The following is a 21,620-nucleotide window of genomic DNA, read 5'->3' on the forward strand; positions in this document are numbered from 1 at the left end:
CGTTTTAATAAACAGGATTAAAAATCTAAAAATGAATTATGCGTGTTTGGGTGGTTGAAAAACAGATAGTTTCTCAAAATTAGTATGAGAATCTGTGTAATAAAAGTTGAAAGGAGTTTTTATAAAACTTTGAGGAGTAAAATTAAAAGCAATTATAGGATTTATAAAAGGGATGCTCATGTGAGAACATAATTGATGTGCATCTTTAAATGGTAAATCCTGATGTTCATCATGCTCATTATCGTGATCAACCTTGGCATCTCCATAATGTTCTGCTAGAAACTGATAAAAGGTGTCTCCGTACATTTCTTTATGAAACTCAGCATGCTCCAATAATATTCCAAACTTAGAAAGATCTTCTATGCCTATATTGAAACTTTGAAAAAGTATCAAAATTGAATATGTAAAAGCTACTATTTTGTTCATAACGATTACGAAGATACAAATTTTCGTATTTAGACTATGTAATAATGGTTACATATCGCTTAAAAATAAGCCTTTAACTGAATTGTTCCGGTATGTATTACTTTAGAAGTTTCCGATTTACGTCCAAAGTAATTCAAATTTAAGTCTAAATATTTGGTCAGCTTTTTCTGTGCTAATAAGCTCCATGTAAAGTTTTTTCCTGGTTGTAAACCTTCGAGTATTTGGTATGCAACAGGCGAATTAGAGTTGCCTTCAAATTCATTTTGAAAGAAGTTAAATTCACCTGTTAAAGCAATTTTCTGTGCGTTGTTATAGGTAAAAGATAAGCCGTAATTATTCTGTGCTAGACTTTCTAAACTTCCAATAGTGTTTTCTTTTGAGGTGTATTGGTAAAATATATCAAACTGTGCATTCTCACTAAATAAATAGCTCAATTTTGGTTTCAATTGATATGCTTCAATGGTGTAATTTCTATTGGTGAAATTCTGGCTTTTACTGTCGTCTTTCCCTGAACTAGCCAATGTGTTTACGAGCCAATTCACATTAAATTTATGGTTAAAATTAAGCTGATGACTGTTCGTTTTATTTTGTTGTAAACCTGTAGAAAGTAAATTTCTACTCTTATTAGTTAAAAATGTATATGAGGTGGTGTAGTGTTGTTTTCCTCTATTAAAAAACAATACATTTCTAACACTGTAGTTTAAGGATATAAATTCTTCAGTATCTAAATCATCTTTTAAGGCTTCAAAAGGATTTAGATTAAATGAATTCCCATTTTTAAATTTTTTACTATCTACAATAAAGGATGTTTGGTCATAAAAATGAGACCAAAATTGCTTCGATTTATTTTTTGAGACATTCCAAGATTGCGGATTAATAGTAATTGTTTGTCCAAACCTATTTTGATGTGTTTGCACAAAAACCTGATTGGGTAATAGTACTCTAATATAACTGCCTTGGTCTGTAAACTGCGCAATTTCAAATTCGTTTAATTCTTGAATGCCATTTTCGTTATAGTCTATCCATGTGTATGCTCCTTGTCCTGCTTCTACTTCAACATAAGTAAAATCTTGTTGAGGTGATGTTCCTGAATTGGTTTCAAAACTGGTATTTAAAACCACAAGGTTGTTAAATAATTTTTGATTATAATTTAAGCGACTATTTAAACTTTGCTCATCCTTTATACTATTATCTTCGGATTTTAAATCTCTATAATTGACAAACAACTGAAGCGTTGTGTTTTTGTTCTGAATTAATCGCGATTTTAAATAATAGGTATTAGAACTGTTTACACGTTCTAAATTATTAGTTCTTAAACTATCATTAAATCGTTTAATATATCCAACTTCTGCAAAAACCTTGGTGCTGTCTCCTATGCCAACAAAAGCTTCGTAAGCTTTAAATTTTTGACTCAAAGGTGTTAAGGAATCGGTTGCTATAACACGTTGTTCATTGTCTTCAGTAGCAAATTTTACACCAGTCCATTTGTTGTTTTTACCGTACACTACACGATTAAAAGATCTTAAAAAGGTAGAGCGATTAATGGTGCTTTCATTATTTAAAATACTAGAGTTTGAAAAAATAGTAAAATCTCCTAACTTCAAATTAGTTGTGATTTGATGTCGGTTGCCATTGAAGTTTTCTGAGTAATTTAGGTGTTCAAAGTTGTAAGTAGCTGTGCCTTTTTTTAAATGGGATAATTTAAGACCTGTTGTAAATAACAGTTGGTTACCGAAGTTAAAATTTCCTTGGTCGGTTTCTGAAGTGTCTAAGTTCCAATCTCTATTAAATTCAGCCCTGTACAAACGTTGAATAGTTCTAAAATCTTTTTGAATAAAATCGGCGTCAATTAAAGCTGATAAATTCCAAAGGCTATCCGTTTTAATGATTTTTTGTTTTAAGGTAAGTTTTCCAGCAAAACCGTCATTATCGCTATCATCCAATTTTGAAAATAAATTTTTATCGGCTTTACTTCCTGCTAATTCAAAAAAGATATCTGTTTTTTCACTGGGTTGGTATTGCCCATTAACAACCGCAATTTGCAAACGCTCAGGAGCAATAAGCTTAACAATGGGTTCGTAATTTCCTTGAGGAACACCAGCAATTGGAGCTACGTATTCAAAAATATTGTTAATGGCATTAGAATTACTCAAGATATAATTACCTTGATTTGTGCCAACTAAAGTAAAACGCACACTAAATAATTCGTCTTCAGGATTATTAGAAAACACAAAAATTTCTTCAGACCCAAGTAATTCTTTTCGGTATAAAATACGATTTTCAGAAAACGAAGTTGGTGTTGCAGAAGACGCTGTCATTAACTCTTGGTTGTCGCCAGCATCTGCTAAAATTTGAGTTTGTTCTGTAGATAAATTTTGTTGTAAAGGTTGGTTTTTAGCATCGCTTTCAGAATATACAGAGACATTTAGGTTTAGTTTTTCGGTCTTAAAATTTCCACCTCCAAAGATGGTAAAACGCGAATAGTTCCGTTCACTAAATTGATAATCTACTGTAATACGCATTTCGGAAGTGATGGGAAATGTAGAATTAAAGATAATCTCGCCAGCATTATAATCAATAATATAATCGTTGTTTTCTCCACGTTCTAAAGGTAGTCCGTTAACGTAAACTGTTTCGCTTCCAGATACAATGAGTACATACAGTTCATTATTAGAACCACGTAGTTTGTATGGACCTTGGTTGCCTTCTTGTGCTGTAAATTGCGTGGTCGTAAATTGGCCTCTTACTAAAGCTCCAGATGCAAAAACAGATGTTTTATCACTTAAATTAGCACTCACTAAAAGTCCTTGTACACGTTTAGAAAAATTAGCAAAATAACTCGTTGTGTTTTCCAAATCGATGTCTCCAGCGCGAATGTTCCAATCGTTGCTAAATAATTCAATAAAAACTTGGTCAAATTCATCTAGTCGTTGTGAATAACCGCTTTCTTGCAGTGGAATATTAGCATCTTGAATAGAGGCTCTTAATGAGACCTTATCACTCAGTTTTCCTGAAATTTGTAAATCGAGTTCACTATTTAATACGGAATTTTGATTGTTGCCAATGGTAACACCTCTAGAAATACTTCCCGAAGTTGTTAAACCGTCAAAAGGAGTAAAGGTGTCTTTTGAAGTGGTGTTTTGTAAGGTATAAAGTTGTTGATATTGTGACGAGCGTTCTACAATAACAGCATCGTCCAATTGCCTGTAAACCTTAGTCAAAAATTTAGGATAACGTAAATAATCTATTTGAATGGTGTCAAGTTCACTAGGCTGTTTAAAACGTAAGATGGCTTTAGCAAAATCTACAGTATATAGTGTAGAGTCTATAATTTTATTGTCTTTGGTCTTTACAAGAAAACGCGATGGATTAATACTTACAGAATCAATATGAATAATATCTTTAACGGCTACTTTTTTTTGTCTAAAATTACGGTCCTGTTCTTGAGAAAAGCCCCAAAAAGCAGTTAGAAATAATAGAAAAAGTAACGAATGTTTCATGTAGAATAATAACTGTTTTAAACTTAAAATATTTTATCGTTAAATGAAGCTTAAAATAATGGTGTAAAAGTAGCGTATTATTTAATTTAGCAGTTCATCAAAAAAATGATGATAAGGGAACAGGCATGCTTAAACTTTTTTGTTAAAAGAGAGATAAATAGCAAATCGTATGTGACCATTGGAAAACAATAAATATAAATACATGAAAATAGTTTCTTATAACGTAAATGGTATCAGGGCAGCATTAAATAAAGGTTTTATAGAATGGTTAAAAGCAACAGACCCTGATGTGGTTTGTTTACAAGAAATTAAAGCCATGGAAGAGCAATTAGACCTCAATGTGTTCACTGAAGCTGGTTACGATTATAATTATTGGTTTAGTGCTCAGAAAAAAGGGTATAGTGGAGTTGCTATTTTATGCAAAAAAAAGCCTAATCATATTGAGTTTGGAACAGGAATAGAGTCTATGGATTTTGAAGGTAGAAATATCAGAGTCGATTACGATGAGGTTTCAATAATGAGTATGTATTTGCCATCTGGGACTAACGACGCTAGATTGTCGCATAAGTTTGAATATATGAACCTTATTCAGGAGTATTTGAGCGCATTACAAACTGAAAAACCAAATTTAGTGGTTTGTGGAGATTATAATATTTGTCATGAAGAAATCGATATTCATAACCCAAAAATGAAAGGAGTTTCAGGATTTTTACCAGAAGAGCGTGAGTGGTTAGGAGCATTTATAGATAGTGGGTTTATAGATAGTTTTAGATATTTACACCCTGAGCGCCAGGAATATTCATGGTGGAGCTATAGAGCAAATTCTAGAGCAAATAACAAAGGTTGGAGATTGGATTACGCCATGGTAAGTTCACCATTACAAGAAAAAATAAAACGCAGCGTTATATTAACGGAAGCGGTTCATAGTGATCATTGCCCGATTATGCTTGAATTAGATATATAAGGTCTTAAGCAATTACAAAACGATTAATAAATATAAAAATAGCCTCAAAATCATGATTAAAAAACTTTCAATTTTAGCATTAACAATTACATTGTTTTCATCTTGTGTGTCAAAGAAGATTTACACAGATCTTGAAGATAAATACGCGAACCTTAAAAAGGAAAATCGCAGTATGTCTGATGAATTAGAAACTTTATCTAAAGACAAAACGCAGTTAAGTAATGATTTAAGTAAACTTCAAGCAGCTTACGATGCTGCTGTTGCCGAACGTGATAAGCTTCAAACAGATTATGCTGCAGCTAAAACAAATTTAGAAACATTAAAAGCGTCCTACCAAGCTTTAGAAGAAAATAGTTCGGCTGCAATTGCTAAAAATTCACAGAAGAACAGAGAGCTCTTAGCACAATTAGAAGCTAAAGAGCAAGCTTTAGCAGCGGAGAATGAACGATTAAATACTTTGAAACAAGAATTAGAAAGTCGTTCGCAACGTGTTGCAGAATTAGAAAATGTTATTGCCTCAAAAGATGCTGCAATGCATAAACTAAAAGATGCTATCTCTAAAGCCTTAACTAATTTTGAAGGTAAAGGATTAACCGTGGAGCAACGCAATGGTAAAGTCTATATTTCTATGGAAAACAAATTGTTGTTTGAATCTGGAAGTTGGTATGTTGGCGCACAAGGAAAGCAAGCGGTAAAACAATTAGGTAGTGTATTGGCTGAAAATCCTGAAATCTCAGTTTTAATTGAAGGTCATACGGATAATGTACCATATAAAGGCAATGCGCAATTGAGTGGTAACTGGGATTTGTCTGCAAAACGTGCTACAGCCATTGTAAATATTCTTAGAGAAAATGACGCTATTAATCCTGAAAACTTAACAGCAGCAGGTCGTGGAGAATTTGCGCCAATTGCCACAAATGATACTGCAGAAGGAAAAGCAAAAAATAGAAGAATTGAGGTGATTCTAACACCTAAGTTAGATGAGATTTCTAAGTTATTGAATGAGATATAATGCATTCTTGCAAACGCAGAAGTCCTTAGGTTAGAAACCTTAACAAACATTTAGACCTCACAAGTTGTTATTACCTGTGAGGTCTTCTTATTTTTGTTTGTCATGTCTAGGTAAGTAGTATTGAACGCAAAATATCTTTTGCTTTAAGATAACTTAGGCAGTAAGTTGAAACCTAATAGAAAATTAAGTATAATTAAATTGAGATTCCTGTTTTCGCAGGAGGTGCTATGAAATACACAACACTACCAAATACGGATATAAAAGTTAGCAAAATATGCCTTGGCACCATGACTTGGGGTAATCAAAATACTCAGGACGAAGGTTTTGCTCAAATGGATTTTGCATTAAATAAAGGAGTTAATTTTTTTGATACAGCAGAGTTGTATCCTGTTCCCGCAAGAAAGGAAACTTATGCAGAAACCGAACGTATTATAGGCAATTGGTTTGCTAAAACAGGAAACAGAGACAAGGTTGTTTTAGCTTCAAAAATTGCTGGAACTGGAGATTATACAGCTCATATAAGAACTAACGGTTTTAGTAAAGAAGCGCTTAACGATGCGGTAAATAGTAGTTTGAAACGTTTAAAAACCGACTATATTGATTTGTATCAATTACATTGGCCAGAGCGTCAAACCAATACTTTTGGAGTTAGAGATTATAAGTATAATTTAAATGATAAATGGGAAGATAATTTTAATGAAATTCTTCACAATTTAGATGAGATTATAAAATCTGGAAAAATAAGGCAAGTCGGTATTTCTAATGAAAAGGCTTGGGGAACAATGCGCTATTTAGAAGAATCTAAAACGCATCACTTACCAAGAATGATTACAGTTCAAAATGCTTATTCTTTAATAAATAGAATTTTTGAAGGTGATATGGCAGAAGTTGCTCATAGAGAACATATAGGTTTATTAGCCTATTCGCCAATGGCATTTGGTGTATTATCTGGGAAGTACATAAAAGGAACAGCGACAAAAGATGCAAGACTAAATGTGTATTCACATTTTTCAAGATATAATAGTGCAAATGCTACAGAAGCTACAAAACGTTATTTAAAAATTGCAGAAGATAATAATATGTCTTTAGCACAAATGGCTTTAGCGTTCGTCAATGAAAGACCTTTTGTAACTAGTAATATCATAGGAGCAACTAACCTTAAGCAATTAGAAGAGAATATTGATAGTATAAATATATCGTTATCTGATGAGGTCTTGAAAGCTATTAATACTGTGCATGCAGAGATTCCTAATCCTGCACCATAAAATTTAGATTTTAATTTGTCTATTAATCTGTTCTTGTAAAGAGATAAACGTTTCTGTGCGAGACACTCCTTTTATACTTTGTATTTCAGAATTAAGAACATGCATTAAATGCTCATTGTCTTTTGAAAGAATTTTAATAAAAATAGACCAATTCCCAGTGGTGTAATGGCATTCAATCACTTCAGGAATTTTTCGTAATTGTTTTACGGCTTCTGGGTTACTTATGGCTTTATCGAGGTAAACACCTACAAATGCCATAGTGGTATAACCTAATGCTTTTGGGTTAATGATAAACTTAGAACCAGCTAAAAGTCCAGATTTTTCTAGTTTTTTTAAACGTTGGTGAATCGCTGCTCCCGAGATTCCGACGTTACGAGCAATTTCTAAAATTGGTGTTCTAGCATCTTCCATTAGTGCGCGTAGTATTTTTTTATCAATACCATCGATATAAATACCATTGTCGTTAATCTTCATGAATTTAGGTTCTAATAAATTGAAAGCTAAAGATAAAAAAAGCGTTTCAATTTGAAACGCTTTCATTGTTTAATCTATATAAATTTTTGTTTAAATACTTAATGGGTTGTAACCTAAATAAGGCACTTCATATTCTTTAAATACAACATCATAAGATTCTAATTCTTTTAAAATTGGAGTGTATACTTCTTTTGTAATTGGAATTTGAACTCCTGGCGTTTTAATTTTACCGTTAAGAATCGCTAAAGTAGCAATTGCTACAGGTAAACCTACGGTTTTAGCCATTGCAGTATAGGTTTGGTCTTGACCAAGAGTAACCATGGTGGCATCAATTTGGTATTTTTTACCATCGAGTTCGTATCCAAATTTATGATACATTACAATCATATCTTTATCTTGTTGACTAAGCGTCCAGCTATCCATTAAGATTTTCTGAAGAATTTGAGCAGGAGTGCCTTTGTCAAGTTCTACCATCTTTTTAGGGTTAAAAATATCGAGTTCTAAAAACTTATCCCAAACCATATCGTCTTGGTCAATTTTAAGGGCGTGTCTAAATTTAAGTTCTACAGAATCGGTTGGGCTATATGGTAAAAATGAATTAACAAAATCGCGATAACTCATATTAATGCTGTCGTCAATAGTGTAGCTATCATCTGTCATGCCTAATTGTACAAAGGCATTCCAAGCTCTACTAAATCCAACGCGTCTAATGGTTCCACGATATAAAGTTTTAACATGGTCTAAGCCATACACTTCTTGGTATTTTAAAGAATCTCTATTGGCATAACCCTCAAAACGTCCGTAACCTTCAACATCTAAAAATTCGGTACGTCTAAACAAACGGTTATAAGGAATATACTTAAATTGGTTTTCTTGTAAAAATTTAGCAGCACCACCTTGTCCTGCAAGTACAACGTTTCTTGGGTTCCAAGTAAATTTATAGTTCCAAAGGTTATTGTCACTTTCAGGGGCAACTAGTCCACCTGTAAAAGATTCAAATAAAATTAATTTACCACCTTTATCTCTAATACGGTCTATTACGTGCATAGCACTCATGTGGTCTACACCAGGATCTACACCAATTTCATTCATAAAAATGAGGTTATTGGCTTTGGCATCGGCATCTAAGGCTTGCATTTCTGGGCTAACATAAGAGGCTGTAACCATATTCTTCTTATAGGTAATACAGTCTTTGGCAACTTCAATATGAAAACGTGCAGGCAGCATTGAAACGACAATATCTGCTTTTTTAACTGCAGCAACTCTAGATTCGGCATTAAAGACATCTAAATGAATAACATCTGTATTAGGATGCGATCCAACGAGTTTTTTAGCGTTATCTACATTGAGATCTCCAATGGTAATATGAAGCTTTTCTGATTGTGAATTGTCTAGTAAATATTTTATAAGATAAGAACAAGATTTTCCTGCTCCAATGATTAATATGTTTCGCATAATGAGTTTATATAACTAATTTTGTATTGTACGAATGTAATAAATACAAGAGGTATAATAAACCGAATTCACATTTTTTATTATGAACAAGACATTATTAGTTACTGGATCTGTTTTAGGAATTTTAGGTATTATTTTAGGTGCTTTTGCAGCGCATGGTTTAGAAAAACTGGTAGAGCCAGATGCTATTAAATCCTTTGAAACAGGTGTGCGTTATCAACTTTACCATGCCTTCTTTCTTCTAATTATTGGAAGCACTTCTTTTGTGAATTTAAAAATAAAAAAAGCAATTTTATATTTAGTGATTTTAGGTGTTGTTTTCTTCTCAGGATCTATTTACGGGTTGGCTACAAATGCGCTTTCAAGCTTTGATTTTAAGACGGTTGCAGTTGTAACGCCTGTAGGCGGATTACTACTAATTCTAGCTTGGGTGGTGATGTTAGTCGGTATAATTAGAAATAAGGTCGATTAATGTAAATCATATATGCTGATTCAAAATAAAATTATAGTTTTGCAGTACTAAACAACACAAATATTATGGCAAATCATTCCCAATCAACGAAAACGATTTCGTTGGATCAATATGGAATTAAAAATGCAAAAGTTAATTATCAACTATCTTCAGATGAATTACACGCTGAAACCATTTCTAAAGGATTAGGTGTAGAGTCTTCTTCTGGTGCTTTAGCAGTTAACACAGGTGAGTTTACTGGTCGTTCTCCATTAGATAGGTTCATTGTAAAAGATGATATCACTAAAGACAAAGTTTGGTGGGGAGACATCAATATTGCTTTTGATAGTGATAAATTTCAAAAACTTTATGACAAAGTAGCTGATTATTTGTCTGAAAAAGAAATTTATGTACGTGATAGTTACGCTTGTGCAGATGAGAATTACAAATTAAATATTAGAGTTATTAATGAATATCCTTGGAGCAATATGTTTGCATACAACATGTTTTTGCGTCCAACGGAAGACGAATTAAATGACTTTTCACCAGAGTGGACTGTTGTAAACGCACCTAGTTTTATGGCAGATCCAGAAGTTGATGGTACACGTCAACACAACTTTGCAATTTTAGATTTTACGCGTAAAATTGCTTTAATTGGAGGAACGGGTTATACAGGTGAAATTAAAAAAGGAATCTTTTCGGCTTTAAATTTCATACTTCCTGTTTATAAAAATACTTTACCAATGCACTGTAGTGCTAATGTTGGTAAGGATGGAGATACTGCAATTTTCTTTGGCTTATCTGGAACAGGAAAAACAACACTTTCTACAGATCCTAATCGTAGTTTAATAGGTGATGATGAACATGGTTGGACTAAAGAAAATACTGTATTTAATTTTGAAGGTGGTTGCTACGCTAAAGTGATTAACTTGTCTCAAGAGCAAGAACCTGAGATTTTTGCGGCTATTAAAAAAGGCGCAATTTTAGAAAATGTTATTATGGATGATAAAGGCAATGTTGATTTTGCTGATACATCTATTACACAAAATACAAGAGTAAGTTATCCAATTTATCATATTGATAATATTAGAAAGCCTTCTATAGGAAAGAACCCTAAGAATATATTTTTCTTAACGGCAGATGCTTTTGGAGTTTTGCCTCCAATATCTAAATTAACTCCAAGTCAGGCAGCGTATCACTTTATTTCTGGTTATACCGCAAAAGTTGCTGGTACAGAAGCAGGTGTTGTAGAGCCTGTGCCAAGTTTTTCAGCTTGTTTTGGAGCGCCATTTATGCCATTGCATCCAACAGAATATGCTCAGATGTTAAGCAAAAAAATGAAAGATGCTGGTGTTAATGTTTGGCTGGTAAATACAGGTTGGACAGGTGGTCCTTACGGAGTAGGTACACGTATGAAATTAAAATACACACGTGCTATGATTAATGCCGCTTTAAATGGTGACTTAAATGATTATACTTATGAAGATTATCATATACACTCTGTATTTGGTGTTGCTCAGCCAAGAACTTGTCCTGGAGTACCAACAGAAGTGTTAAGTCCAAGAACGACATGGAATGATGATGAAGCTTATTACACTATGGCATTTAAATTATCTAATGCCTTTAGAGAGAACTTTAAAAAGTTTGAGTCTTATGCTTCAGAAGAAGTAAGACGTGGAGGGCCTCAACGTTATTCGTTTTAGACATAACTTATAAAAACTAAAAAAGCGATTCTAAATTTTAGAATCGCTTTTTTTATGTTATAATCGTTTTATAACTACTTCCCTTTATTTACAGCATCAATATACTTCTGTAAAGCCATAGTCATAGAAGGAGTTTCAGGTGTTGGTGCAGAAATATCTACACGTAAGCCTTTTTCTTTAACTGCTTTTACCGTTGTGTTACCAAATACAGCAATACGTGTGTCGTTTTGCTCAAAATCTGGAAAATTATGGAAAAGTGATTCTATGCCAGAAGGGCTAAAAAATACTAAGATATCATAAGTAACATTTGATAAATCAGATAAGTCACTAATAACCGTTTTGTAAAACGTTGCTTGTTTCCAATTAACACCAAGACTATCTAAAGTCTCAGGTATAATAGGTTTTACCTTATCTGTAGTAGGTAATAAAAACGCTTCGTCTTTATATTTTTTAATTAGCGGCATTAAATCTTCAAAGGTGCGCTTGCCAACATAAATTTTACGCTTTCTATAAACGACATATTTTTGTAAATAATATGCAACAGCTTCAGACTGGCAAAAATATTTCATAGAATCTGGAACTTTAAAGCGCATTTCGTCTGCTACTCTAAAGAAGTGATCTACTGAATTTCTACTTGTAAGTATAATAGCTGTGTATTTGCTGAGATCAACTTTTTGTTGTCTTATGTCTTTGGATGATACACCTTCAACATGAATAAATGGTCTAAAGTCTACCTTAACTTTTTGCTTTTCTTGCAAATCAAAGTATGGGGAGTTCTCTATTTTAGGCTCTGGTTGTGATACTAAAATTGTTTTCACTTTCATACGTAAACCTTGTGTTTTTATGTGTTATATTCTCTAATTACCTTAAATAAAAGAATATAAGGTCCAATTTCGAGAGCGCAAAGATACAATAAAAAATAGAAAAAATTGAGATTAATTAGCTTTTGATAAGTTTTGAAAGAAGTTAAAAAACCTATGACGTTTATAAGACATACCAATGAAAACGCGGATATCAAGGTAATCTCTAGAGGTATATTGGTGTATAGTAGAAACAAATTTGCAATTAAAAATACAATACCAGAATAATTTTTAAATGTTGTTTTTTGAAATAAATAATGGTCTATTAGGCTATCTATTTCAAAAAGACTACCAATTAGTCGTTCTATAAGCGTTTTTATGATAATAATTGTAGAAACCGTAAACAGCAGTTTTAAGAATGCAATTAATTCAAAAGATATTGGCGAAATAAATGTAGAATAGGCAAAATAAATAAAAATACTAAAAGATAAAGCGAGATTTATAAATAGAAAACTATCAAACTGGTCTATGAATTTTTGATCTTTGGTGTAGATCTTTAGGTATTTAGAGTTGCCAATAACATAAAGAAAATCATTAAACCTAAGTGTGTTTACAAATTTTGCAGCTACAATAGAAAGCAACCCTACAATTGTAAAGATGGTAAACCATTCGTATGTAATGAAATTTCGCATTGTGCTAAATTATAAAGAAAAATAGAATAAGTTAAGTTCTATCAAAAAAGTTAATTAAAGTATTTAGTCCATTAAAAACTTTATTTTTGTTCAAATTTTAAAAACCGTTTAAAAGCGTATTAAAAAGTGAGTTAATGTCTGACGCAATTGTCATAATTCCTACTTATAATGAGATTGAAAATATAGAATCAATCATAAGAGCTGTGTTTTCGCAACAGAAAGACTTTCATGTTTTAGTTGTAGACGATAACTCACCAGATCAAACAAGTAATATTGTTAAAGGGTTACAGAACGAGTTTAAAAACCGATTATTTTTAGTAGAGCGTAAAGAAAAAAGCGGATTAGGAACTGCATATATTGCAGGTTTTAAATGGGCTTTAGAACGATCGTATCAATACCTTTTTGAAATGGATGCCGATTTTTCACATAATCCCAACGATTTAATAAGATTATATAATGCATGCGCCAACGATGGAGCAGATATTTCGGTAGGTTCGCGTTATGTAAAAGGAATTACAGTTGTTAATTGGCCAATGTCTCGTATTTTATTGTCTTATGGAGCATCGCGCTATGTAAGATTAATAACGCGAATGCGCGTTAAAGATTCTACTGCAGGTTTTGTGTGTTATAAAAGAAGCGTGTTAGAAGCCATTAATCTCGAAAAAATAGAATTTGTAGGTTATGCGTTTCAGATTGAAATGAAATTTAAAGCTCATAAAAAGGGGTTTAAAATTGTAGAAATTCCTGTTATCTTTAAAGATAGAACAAAAGGGAAGTCAAAAATGAGTGGAAGTATTATATCTGAAGCTATTTTTGGTGTGATTAGTTTAAAATTTAAAAGTTTATTTGCAAAGTAAGAAAGAGCACATGAAGCGAAATACCCTTATAAAAAACGCTAAAATCGTTAACGAAGGAAAAATTGTCGAAGGAGATATTCTTATCGAAGACAATATTATTAAAGAAATAGATATCTCAATAAGTGTAAAGTCTGCGGATATGACCGTTATTGATGTTGAAGGTAATTACGTATTGCCAGGCATGATTGACGATCAGGTGCATTTTAGAGAACCCGGATTAACCCATAAAGCAAATATAGAAACCGAATCTAAAGCGGCTTTGGCTGGAGGGATTACGTCTTTTATAGAAATGCCAAATACCAATCCACAAACAACAACCGTAGAAAGGTTAGAGGAAAAATTTGCTATTGCGGCAGAATCTTCATATGCTAACTATTCGTTTATGTTTGGAGGAACAAATGATAACTTAGATGAGATTTTAAAAATCGATCCTAAGACTGTTGCAGGTTTGAAATTATTTTTAGGATCTTCTACAGGTAATATGTTAGTTGATGATCCTAAGGTGATTGAAAAAATATTTTCAAGTACAGATATGGTAATTTCTGTGCATTGTGAAGATGAAGCAACTATAAAAGAAAATTTGGCTAAATACAAAGCGGAGTATGGAGATGACATTCCTATGGAAAAACATCCAATTATTAGGAGTGAAGAAGCTTGTTATATTTCGTCTTCTAAAGCCATTGAATTAGCCAAGAAAACAGGTGCTAGATTGCATGTGTTTCATTTGTCAACAGGGAAAGAAACGAGTTTGTTCTCTAATAAAATTCCGTTAAAAGATAAAAAGATCACAGCAGAGGTTTGTGTACATCATTTGTGGTTTTCGGATGAAGACTATGCTAAAAAAGGAAGCTATATAAAATGGAATCCTGCGGTAAAAACAGCAAAAGATAGAGATCAACTTTGGAAAGCATTATTAGATGATAGAATAGATGTTATTGCAACAGACCATGCGCCACATACGCTTGAAGAGAAAAATAATCTATACACCAGTGCGCCTTCAGGCGGACCTTTAGTGCAACATGCTTTAGTGGCGCTATTAGAAGCGCACCATCAAGGTAAGATTTCAGTAGAAAAAATAGTAGAGAAAGCCTGCCATAATCCTGCTATATTATTTAATGTAGAAAAGCGTGGTTATATAAGAGAAGGATATTTTGCAGATTTAGTTGTTGTAGATCCACAAAGTCCTTGGACTGTAAATAAAAGTAATATTCTTTATAAATGTGGATGGTCTCCTTTTGAAGGGAATACATTTAAAAGTAGAATAACACATACTTTTGTTAATGGGCAATTAGCCTATAACAATTTTAAGGTTTTAGACGTTAAAGCAGGGCAACGATTAACTTTTAATAGATAAAATGTTTAAACGAATTAGCTTATTATTAATATTAGGAATTTTGGTTTTAGCATGTAATGGCTTTGATAAACCCAAAAAGCCGGATAATTTAATTTCAGAAACTCAGATGTCTGAGCTTTTATACGACTTATATATTGTTAATTCAGCAAAAGGAGTAAACAAAAAAATATTGGAAGCTAATGGCGTTGTTCCAGAGTCTTATATTTTAACAAAACACAATATTGATAGCGCTCAATTTGCAGATAGTAATACGTATTACACTTATGATACAGAAGCTTATAAAGCTATTGTAGAGCGTGTAAAAGCAAGATTAGAAAAAGAAAAACAAGAATTACAAGAATTAGCAGAAAGAGAGAACGACTCAATAAAAAGACGCAAAGACTCTATTAAAAGTTTGAATAAAAATAAAAGAGGAGAGCTAAAGGTTAAAAAGCAAAATGCTAAAGGTCTTTTAGGTACAATTGACTCACTTCCTCAATAGAATCATTTATAGGTTTGAATTTAAAATCTAAAGCTTTTTTCAATTTTGAAGCATCAAACTTCGAAATTCTAACGGCAGATTTTGCGTTTTGTTTGGATAAATTTCTAGGCCTTCCTAGAATCTTATGATTTAACCAATCTAGTCGCCAAGCAATTTCTAATAACCATGGTTTAGCTTCTTTTGTTGGAGGTTTAACATCTAGGGCTTTAGCGGTTTTAATCTGTAAAGTTTTAAAACTTAAGTTTTCAGAAACTAAAATAAACCCTTCATTCTTAAGGTTACTGTTCATGAGTTGTTCCATAGCATTTACGACATCCCAAACATCTATATAGCCCGTAATACCATTGGTGTAATATCTCATGCCCTTAAATATTCGCTTAAATAAACTACCGCTACCTCCTTCATTCCAAAATCCCGCACCTAAAATAATTCCTGGATTTACAATGACAACATTTAAACCCTCTTGAGTTCCACGCCAAACCTCCAGTTCTGCTCCATATTTGGTTATGGCATACACACTATTGTCGTCTTCAGGATTCCAATCGGTTTGTTCATTTATTAATTTTTCGGGATCACTATGATGTCCTACAGTAGCAACAGAGCTAACATAACACAGTTTTTTAACCTGTTGACTTATGCATAAATTAACAATGTTAGCAGTGCCTTCAATATTTACTTTTCGTAGTGTATTATATTTGTTAGGTTCAAAAGAGATATAAGCAGCACAATGATAGACGTGAGTAACGTCTTTAAATGCATCACTTAATTTTGGAACGTTATTAAGATCTGCTTCAACCCATTCAATTTTATTAAAAAGCACTTCGGCATCATCAGAAAAGTAAGAAAAGACATGTTTTACGCGTGTTAATGTTTTCTTATTCCTATATATTGAACGAATAGGAATGTTACTTTTTAAAAGTTGAAATAGTAAATGCGATCCAACTAACCCTGTTCCGCCTGTAACTAATACCAATTGATCTTTAAAATTAGGCATAAATAAATTGAATTATTTTTAGAAGAGTTGAAGTAGGAAATAGTAGTGAACCAATAATTGCAGTTGTCTTTTCAAATGAAAAATAAGCAGAAAATAAACGAATTATAGGTGTCATTAGGCGAAGTTAAAAATCTTACAGCTATTTTAGTGTTAGAGCTTTGTTAATAAGCTTAGGGATATCATAATTATTGATTCCTAAATTGGTTTAAAATTGTCTTTTGTCTTTAAAAGCGGAAACATATCTTTGCGCAAATCAATTTGAAACTAAAAAGCAATGGCAAATAAGTTTGTAGAAGAATTACGTTGGAGAGGAATGGTACACGATATCATGCCTGGTACAGAAGAACAATTAGATAGTGAGATGACTACTGCCTATATTGGTTTTGATCCTACATCAGATTCGTTACACATTGGTAGCTTAGTACCAATAATATTATTAGTTCATTTAGAAAAAGCAGGTCATAAACCTGTGGCTTTAGTAGGTGGTGCTACTGGTATGATTGGTGATCCTTCTGGTAAAAGTGACGAACGTAATTTATTAGATGAAGTCGCTTTAGCGCATAACGTTGCAGGAATAAAAAGCGTATTATCTCGCTTTTTAGATTTTAATTCTACTAAAAAAAATGCTCCAGTATTAGTGAATAACTACGATTGGATGAAAGATTTTAGTTTTATTGACTTTGCTAGAGATGTTGGTAAACGTATCACAGTAAATTATATGATGGCTAAAGATTCTGTGAAAAAACGTTTTTCTGGTGACGAAGGAAGCGTTGGTATGTCTTTTACAGAGTTTACTTACCAATTAATTCAAGGTTACGATTTTCATCACTTGTACAAAACCATGGGCTGTAAATTGCAAATGGGAGGTAGTGACCAATGGGGAAACATTACTACAGGAACAGAATTGGTAAGACGTATGCATGATGGTGAAGACCAAGCAAAAGCTTATGCTATGACCTGTCCTTTAATTACAAAAGCAGATGGTTCTAAATTTGGAAAATCGGAAGGTGGCAATGTTTGGTTAGATGCCGATAAAACTTCTGTGTACAAATTCTACCAATTTTGGTTAAATTCTACAGATGAAGATGCCGAAAAGTACATTAAAATTTTTACGTTTTTAGATAAAGAAACGATTGAGAACTTAATTAAAGACCATAAGGAAACTCCGCATTTAAGATTGTTGCAAAAACGCTTAGCCGAAGAGGTTACTATTTTTGTACATAGCAAAGAGGATTACGATAATGCTGTTAAAGCTTCTAAAATATTGTTTAGTAAAGATTTTAAAAATGAAATTAAACAATTACCAGAAACCTTGTTCTTAGATGTTTTTGAAGGAGTAAAGCATGCCGAAATTTCTGAATCAGAATTTAATGAAGGTGTAGATATGATTGGAGCTTTAGCTGCAAAAACCAACTTTTTAAGCTCTAATGCAGATGCAAGACGTGCTTTAAAAGAAAATGCTATAGCTGTAAATAAAGAAAAAGTAAAAGAAGATTATATATTGTCTGCAGAAGATCTAATTCACGATAAATATATTATTCTTAGTAGAGGTAAGAAAACCAATTTTATTTTGAAAGTGGTTTAATAATCTAATAAAATAATTTTATTTAAGACCTGTCTAGTTAAAAAATAAGACAGGTCTTTTTTTTGCTTTATGACTAACTTTGGTAGGCTTATAAAAGTAAATTAATAGGTTTTTATTAACTTACACTTCAGATGAAGCAAACAAAACAACTAGCAAATCGATTAAGAGAAGTTATTCTTAATGGTACTTGGATTGCAAACACTAATTATAAAGACCAATTAGAAAATTTAGATTGGAGGCTTGCAAATGTAAAATTTGAATCCTTTAATACGATTTCAGATTTAGCTCAGCATATGCATTATTATATCTCTGGAATAACAAATGTGTTTGTTAATAATACACTTGAAATAAGGGATAAGTATAGCTTTGATTTTTCCCCAATACAATCACAACAAGAGTGGGATAGATTTTTAAATCAATTTTGGAACGACACAGCACAACTAGCTAATTTAATAGAAAAACTACCGGAAGAAACCTTAAACAATGAGTTTGTAGATAAAAAATACGGTACATTTTTACGAAATATTGATGGTATGATTGAGCATAGTTACTATCATTTGGGGCAAATAGTATTGATTAAAAAAATCCTATTAAAAAATTAAATAATAGTTTTTATAGTATAAAAAAAAGTGCCCAAAATTACTTCTGAGCACTTCTAACCAATCAATCAACTATTGAAAACCTTTCTTTTTCATAGCTTTACAATAGTCGTAGCTAAATCTTTATCCTTACAATATTTGAATTAATTAAATTTAAGTTGGCCAAATAGCGTTCAAATCCTATTGCTTTTAGAATATCAAATTTAAATTATAAAGCCATTAAATTACAGCCTCTAATATCTGAATTATCAAATCTTCCAATGATTTCAAAATGGCCATTATCATAGACTTTTCCTAAGTCTTGAGTGGCGATAAATGAACACGAATTTATATTCGCCAAATCAATTACGTTAATGCCGCCTGTTTTGTTAGGCCGCTGTATGGTTAGTGCGTCTTCAGTATCGCGCGTTAAAATTTTCATCCAAGGCGGACACTCAAAAATGCCATTACCTTTAGAATAGGCTTGGCTTAAAAGCTCGGTCATACCATATTCACTGTGAATTTGCTTGACACCAAAGCCAGTTTGTAAAATTTGATGCAGCTCTTGTCTGATAATTTCTTTTCGTCTGCCTTTCATACCACCAGTTTCCATGATTGTAGTATGATTTAAGTTAAGCTGAAATTGCTCAACCAAATCTAATAAAGCAAAAGACACTCCAATAAGCAGTGTTTTCTGTTTTTTAGTTTCTAGGGCTTTTAATGTATGTGCTAACTCTTCAATATTGTTAAGGTAAAATCCGCTTTCAGTTTGTTTAGATTTATCAATTAAATCATTCACCATATATATAAGTGAAGACCCTTCACGTTCTAAATAAGAAGGAAGTAACGCTAATACTACATAGTCTTCAATATCACCATAAAAGTGCTTAAAAGCTTTTGTATAACTGTCTTCATAAAGTTTTACGTCGGTGACTAAATGCTTACTTGTTGTACTTCCAGTTGTACCAGAGCTAGAAAAGGTTTTTTCTATAGGTTGTACAGTGCTTAAAACATCGTGCGATTTAAAGAACTGAATAGGTAAAAACGGAATATCTGAAGTGCACTTTACATCTGAAGGATGCTTATATAATAAGTCACAAAATGAGCGATACACTTTATTGTGTTCAAACTGAAATTTAAAAACGTCTAAAGCTAGGCTATCAAACTCAGCTCTAGATGTAATCTTAAAAATGTCGTCTTTAGAAATCATGCCGCAAAAATATGGAAAATAAAAAAGCGTCTCGATAATTTTCGAGACGCTTTAAGTATGATTTTAAAATATACTTATTTAATCACTAATTTCTTAGTAGTTGAAGTATTGTTTTGAGTGATTTTTACAATGTAAACACCAGACTTTAAGTTAGCAACATTTAATGTGTTGTTAGTTAAAGTTTCGTTTTTAACTTGCTTACCTAAAATATCAAATACTTGAACAGAGATTGCTTCACTATTTCTAGATGTAATAGAAACAAAACCAGTATTTGTTGGGTTAGGATATAAGCTAAATGTATTAGCATTAAAATTATTTACACTTAATGGTGGTGCGATATCACTAGCATATCTAGGGAAAATTTGATAATCATCATTATACTGACCGCCTAAACCAGTAATGCTAGCAGCACCTGTTGGTATTGCAGAACCTACAAGATCTTCATCACCAAAAGCAACTCGTGCAATAGTCACATCAGCACCATCAGCTACGTTATAGTTAGTACCACTTTCAAAAATTCCTGAATCTTCAAACGTAACATTGTTTAAAGTGATTAATCTACTTTCGTATGCCTCACCATTGTTTATAAGTTCAGAAGCACTAACCACTATTGGTGTTAATGTATTTCCTGTAGAAGAAGCACTAGCTACATTTTCACTTGGAACAAACTGAAGTGTATTCGCAAATTCAGTAAGTTGTCCTTTTAAGCCAGTTATTCCATCACCATTATTAAATGCAGTACTTAATGTGCCGCTAGTATCGTCAATTAAGATTCCGGCACCTTCATCTTGAATGAATTTTTGGTTTCTAGAACTACTCGTAGCAATATAAGATATAATAGCTTCACCTGTTAGCTCGTAAAACTCACCTACAGTTCCTGCACGTAATGCTGTAATATTTGCGACTTGTGTCGTAGACGTCACATCAAATGATACAGAAGCAGTAACTGGGCTTGCTAATGGTTGGTGACTGTTATCTACTAATTCTAAATCTAAAGTATGCGTGCCATCAGTTAGTCCTGTTAAGCTAATAGGGTCAGTGTCATATTTCATAACAACAGAACCACCATCAACAGAGTAATGGATATGACCATCAATACCTGCACCAGCATTACCAACTACAAAGTTTTGAACACTAATTTCTACATTTACATCAGGACCTGCTACTAATTCACCATTTGAAGGAGTAGTCACACTTAAAGTAGGCACGGCTCCAGCCTCTTGGAAAAACGAAAAATCATCCCAATAAACAACGGCAGAACCATAAGTTCTAACTTCAAAATAGAATCCAGCAGCTGTTGCTGGAGCAGTTACTGTTACGCTATATTCTGTCCATTGGTTGCCATTGTTGTCAAAATATGAGTTGTTTGGGCCTCTTAATTCGGCAGCGTTATCATTAATATTAGCATCCGAACCATCTTTCCAGTAACTCCAAATTCTAGCATCAGTATCATCTCCAGACTCTACTTTATACCACATTGATATTGTGTATGAGTTGCCAGGAGTAATACCTGTTATGGTTTGTCCTAAATCTTTTGTACCATCTCCGGTCTGTTTAGCAGAAAAACTACCACTATGAGTCTCTGTAGATTCTTGAGCTACATTCTCAATTTTGGTCCAGCTTTCAGGGGTGCTGGCATCTGTCCATGTCTCAAAATTCCCATTCAATAACAATTCTTGTCCAAATGTTAAAGAAGTAATTGCTAAGGCAATAAATAAAAAGTAAATTTTCTTCATAATTGATTTTTTATAAAAAGTTAGATTACAAATATAACAACAAATAGTGAGTTTTAAGAATCAGATTCGTTAATACTTATCAT

The 21,620-nt window shown here is 32.6% G+C and carries 19 protein-coding genes; 10 read left to right on the forward strand and 9 right to left on the reverse strand.

What is annotated here, in order from left to right:
* Nucleotides 1-36: 36 nt before the first annotated feature.
* A complete protein-coding gene (locus tag KO504_RS11195; protein ID WP_252723668.1) occupies nucleotides 37-393 on the reverse strand; it encodes a hypothetical protein in 357 nt (118 codons plus the stop codon).
* 92 nt (nucleotides 394-485) lie between these two features.
* On the reverse strand, nucleotides 486-3,926 hold the full coding sequence (locus tag KO504_RS11200; RefSeq protein ID WP_215926895.1) for a hypothetical protein: 3,441 nt from the start codon (nucleotides 3,924-3,926) through the stop codon (nucleotides 486-488).
* A gap of 202 nt (nucleotides 3,927-4,128) precedes the next feature.
* Here KO504_RS11200 and KO504_RS11205 point away from each other — a divergent pair, with 202 nt between their 5' ends.
* The 3 genes from KO504_RS11205 to KO504_RS11215 all read left to right on the forward strand — a co-directional run bounded on the left by KO504_RS11205 (nucleotide 4,129) and on the right by KO504_RS11215 (nucleotide 7,167).
* On the forward strand, nucleotides 4,129-4,890 hold the full coding sequence (locus KO504_RS11205) for an exodeoxyribonuclease III (protein WP_215926897.1): 762 nt from the start codon (nucleotides 4,129-4,131) through the stop codon (nucleotides 4,888-4,890).
* A 52-nt stretch (nucleotides 4,891-4,942) separates the two neighbouring features.
* Nucleotides 4,943-5,902 (forward strand): OmpA family protein, encoded by a 960-nt coding sequence (locus tag KO504_RS11210; RefSeq protein ID WP_215926899.1) that lies wholly within the window; start codon nucleotides 4,943-4,945, stop codon nucleotides 5,900-5,902.
* Between the two features lie 227 nt (nucleotides 5,903-6,129).
* Entirely contained in the window at nucleotides 6,130-7,167 is a 1,038-nt protein-coding gene (locus KO504_RS11215; protein ID WP_215926901.1) for an aldo/keto reductase, read from the forward strand.
* A gap of 3 nt (nucleotides 7,168-7,170) precedes the next feature.
* Here KO504_RS11215 and KO504_RS11220 read toward each other — a convergent pair whose 3' ends face one another.
* Nucleotides 7,171-7,641, reverse strand: a complete 471-nt coding sequence (locus KO504_RS11220; protein ID WP_215927423.1) for an Lrp/AsnC ligand binding domain-containing protein — start codon at nucleotides 7,639-7,641, stop codon at nucleotides 7,171-7,173.
* A 90-nt stretch (nucleotides 7,642-7,731) separates the two neighbouring features.
* Nucleotides 7,732-9,096 (reverse strand): saccharopine dehydrogenase family protein, encoded by a 1,365-nt coding sequence (locus KO504_RS11225; protein WP_215926903.1) that lies wholly within the window; start codon nucleotides 9,094-9,096, stop codon nucleotides 7,732-7,734.
* An 82-nt stretch (nucleotides 9,097-9,178) separates the two neighbouring features.
* On the opposite strand from KO504_RS11225, the gene KO504_RS11230 reads away from it, so the two are divergent.
* Together KO504_RS11230 and pckA are read left to right on the forward strand one after the other, a co-directional pair.
* Nucleotides 9,179-9,568, forward strand: coding sequence for a DUF423 domain-containing protein (locus tag KO504_RS11230; protein ID WP_215926905.1), 390 nt, complete (start codon nucleotides 9,179-9,181; stop codon nucleotides 9,566-9,568).
* 65 nt (nucleotides 9,569-9,633) lie between these two features.
* A complete protein-coding gene (gene pckA / locus KO504_RS11235) occupies nucleotides 9,634-11,250 on the forward strand; it encodes a phosphoenolpyruvate carboxykinase (ATP) (RefSeq protein WP_215926906.1) in 1,617 nt (538 codons plus the stop codon).
* A 74-nt stretch (nucleotides 11,251-11,324) separates the two neighbouring features.
* Here pckA and KO504_RS11240 read toward each other — a convergent pair whose 3' ends face one another.
* Nucleotides 11,325-12,074, reverse strand: a complete 750-nt coding sequence (locus KO504_RS11240) for a uroporphyrinogen-III synthase (RefSeq protein WP_215926908.1) — start codon at nucleotides 12,072-12,074, stop codon at nucleotides 11,325-11,327.
* A gap of 17 nt (nucleotides 12,075-12,091) precedes the next feature.
* Complete coding sequence (locus KO504_RS11245; protein WP_215926909.1) at nucleotides 12,092-12,742, reverse strand: DUF4271 domain-containing protein; 651 nt, start codon at nucleotides 12,740-12,742, stop codon at nucleotides 12,092-12,094.
* A 134-nt stretch (nucleotides 12,743-12,876) separates the two neighbouring features.
* Here KO504_RS11245 and KO504_RS11250 point away from each other — a divergent pair, with 134 nt between their 5' ends.
* Genes KO504_RS11250 through KO504_RS11260 form a run of 3 tightly spaced genes read left to right on the forward strand, consistent with a single transcriptional unit; the run spans nucleotide 12,877 to nucleotide 15,434 of the window.
* Complete coding sequence (locus tag KO504_RS11250; protein WP_215926910.1) at nucleotides 12,877-13,599, forward strand: polyprenol monophosphomannose synthase; 723 nt, start codon at nucleotides 12,877-12,879, stop codon at nucleotides 13,597-13,599.
* A gap of 10 nt (nucleotides 13,600-13,609) precedes the next feature.
* Entirely contained in the window at nucleotides 13,610-14,953 is a 1,344-nt protein-coding gene (locus KO504_RS11255) for a dihydroorotase (protein WP_215926911.1), read from the forward strand.
* A 1-nt stretch (nucleotide 14,954) separates the two neighbouring features.
* Nucleotides 14,955-15,434 carry a DUF4296 domain-containing protein gene (locus tag KO504_RS11260; RefSeq protein ID WP_215926912.1) on the forward strand — a complete coding sequence of 160 codons (480 nt, stop codon included), beginning with the start codon at nucleotides 14,955-14,957 and terminating at the stop codon, nucleotides 15,432-15,434.
* Here KO504_RS11260 and KO504_RS11265 read toward each other — a convergent pair.
* Nucleotides 15,394-16,428, reverse strand: a complete 1,035-nt coding sequence (locus tag KO504_RS11265; protein WP_354667394.1) for an NAD-dependent epimerase/dehydratase family protein — start codon at nucleotides 16,426-16,428, stop codon at nucleotides 15,394-15,396. The genes KO504_RS11260 and KO504_RS11265 overlap by 41 nt on opposite strands.
* A 274-nt stretch (nucleotides 16,429-16,702) precedes the next feature.
* On the opposite strand from KO504_RS11265, the gene tyrS reads away from it, so the two are divergent.
* Complete coding sequence (gene tyrS, locus KO504_RS11270; RefSeq protein WP_215926913.1) at nucleotides 16,703-18,013, forward strand: tyrosine--tRNA ligase; 1,311 nt, start codon at nucleotides 16,703-16,705, stop codon at nucleotides 18,011-18,013.
* A 131-nt stretch (nucleotides 18,014-18,144) separates the two neighbouring features.
* A complete protein-coding gene (locus tag KO504_RS11275) occupies nucleotides 18,145-18,615 on the forward strand; it encodes a DUF1572 family protein (RefSeq protein ID WP_215926914.1) in 471 nt (156 codons plus the stop codon).
* A gap of 205 nt (nucleotides 18,616-18,820) precedes the next feature.
* Here KO504_RS11275 and KO504_RS11280 read toward each other — a convergent pair whose 3' ends face one another.
* Nucleotides 18,821-19,801 carry an acyl transferase gene (locus tag KO504_RS11280; protein WP_215926915.1) on the reverse strand — a complete coding sequence of 327 codons (981 nt, stop codon included), beginning with the start codon at nucleotides 19,799-19,801 and terminating at the stop codon, nucleotides 18,821-18,823.
* A gap of 74 nt (nucleotides 19,802-19,875) precedes the next feature.
* A complete protein-coding gene (locus KO504_RS11285) occupies nucleotides 19,876-21,537 on the reverse strand; it encodes a T9SS type A sorting domain-containing protein (protein ID WP_215926916.1) in 1,662 nt (553 codons plus the stop codon).
* Nucleotides 21,538-21,620 lie beyond the last annotated feature (83 nt).

Origin of the sequence: Winogradskyella psychrotolerans, from assembly GCF_018860565.1 — a bacterium.
In the GTDB taxonomy this organism is placed as follows: Bacteria; Bacteroidota; Bacteroidia; order Flavobacteriales; family Flavobacteriaceae; genus Winogradskyella; species Winogradskyella damuponensis.

Bases quoted from the DNA above. Each gene is read 5' to 3' on its own strand.
- KO504_RS11285 (WP_215926916.1), bottom strand. From the start codon at position 21,537: ATGAAGAAAATTTACTTTTTATTTATTGCCTTAGCAATTACTTCTTTA.
- pckA (WP_215926906.1), top strand. From the start codon at position 9,634: ATGGCAAATCATTCCCAATCAACGAAAACGATTTCGTTGGATCAATAT.
- tyrS (WP_215926913.1), top strand. From the start codon at position 16,703: ATGGCAAATAAGTTTGTAGAAGAATTACGTTGGAGAGGAATGGTACAC.
- KO504_RS11225 (WP_215926903.1), bottom strand. From the start codon at position 9,096: ATGCGAAACATATTAATCATTGGAGCAGGAAAATCTTGTTCTTATCTT.
- KO504_RS11265 (WP_354667394.1), bottom strand. From the start codon at position 16,428: ATGCCTAATTTTAAAGATCAATTGGTATTAGTTACAGGCGGAACAGGG.
- KO504_RS11250 (WP_215926910.1), top strand. From the start codon at position 12,877: ATGTCTGACGCAATTGTCATAATTCCTACTTATAATGAGATTGAAAAT.
- KO504_RS11205 (WP_215926897.1), top strand. From the start codon at position 4,129: ATGAAAATAGTTTCTTATAACGTAAATGGTATCAGGGCAGCATTAAAT.
- KO504_RS11210 (WP_215926899.1), top strand. From the start codon at position 4,943: ATGATTAAAAAACTTTCAATTTTAGCATTAACAATTACATTGTTTTCA.
- KO504_RS11200 (WP_215926895.1), bottom strand. From the start codon at position 3,926: ATGAAACATTCGTTACTTTTTCTATTATTTCTAACTGCTTTTTGGGGC.
- KO504_RS11220 (WP_215927423.1), bottom strand. From the start codon at position 7,641: ATGAAGATTAACGACAATGGTATTTATATCGATGGTATTGATAAAAAA.
- KO504_RS11280 (WP_215926915.1), bottom strand. From the start codon at position 19,801: ATGATTTCTAAAGACGACATTTTTAAGATTACATCTAGAGCTGAGTTT.
- KO504_RS11215 (WP_215926901.1), top strand. From the start codon at position 6,130: ATGAAATACACAACACTACCAAATACGGATATAAAAGTTAGCAAAATA.
- KO504_RS11240 (WP_215926908.1), bottom strand. From the start codon at position 12,074: ATGAAAGTGAAAACAATTTTAGTATCACAACCAGAGCCTAAAATAGAG.
- KO504_RS11245 (WP_215926909.1), bottom strand. From the start codon at position 12,742: ATGCGAAATTTCATTACATACGAATGGTTTACCATCTTTACAATTGTA.
- KO504_RS11260 (WP_215926912.1), top strand. From the start codon at position 14,955: ATGTTTAAACGAATTAGCTTATTATTAATATTAGGAATTTTGGTTTTA.
- KO504_RS11275 (WP_215926914.1), top strand. From the start codon at position 18,145: ATGAAGCAAACAAAACAACTAGCAAATCGATTAAGAGAAGTTATTCTT.
- KO504_RS11255 (WP_215926911.1), top strand. From the start codon at position 13,610: ATGAAGCGAAATACCCTTATAAAAAACGCTAAAATCGTTAACGAAGGA.
- KO504_RS11230 (WP_215926905.1), top strand. From the start codon at position 9,179: ATGAACAAGACATTATTAGTTACTGGATCTGTTTTAGGAATTTTAGGT.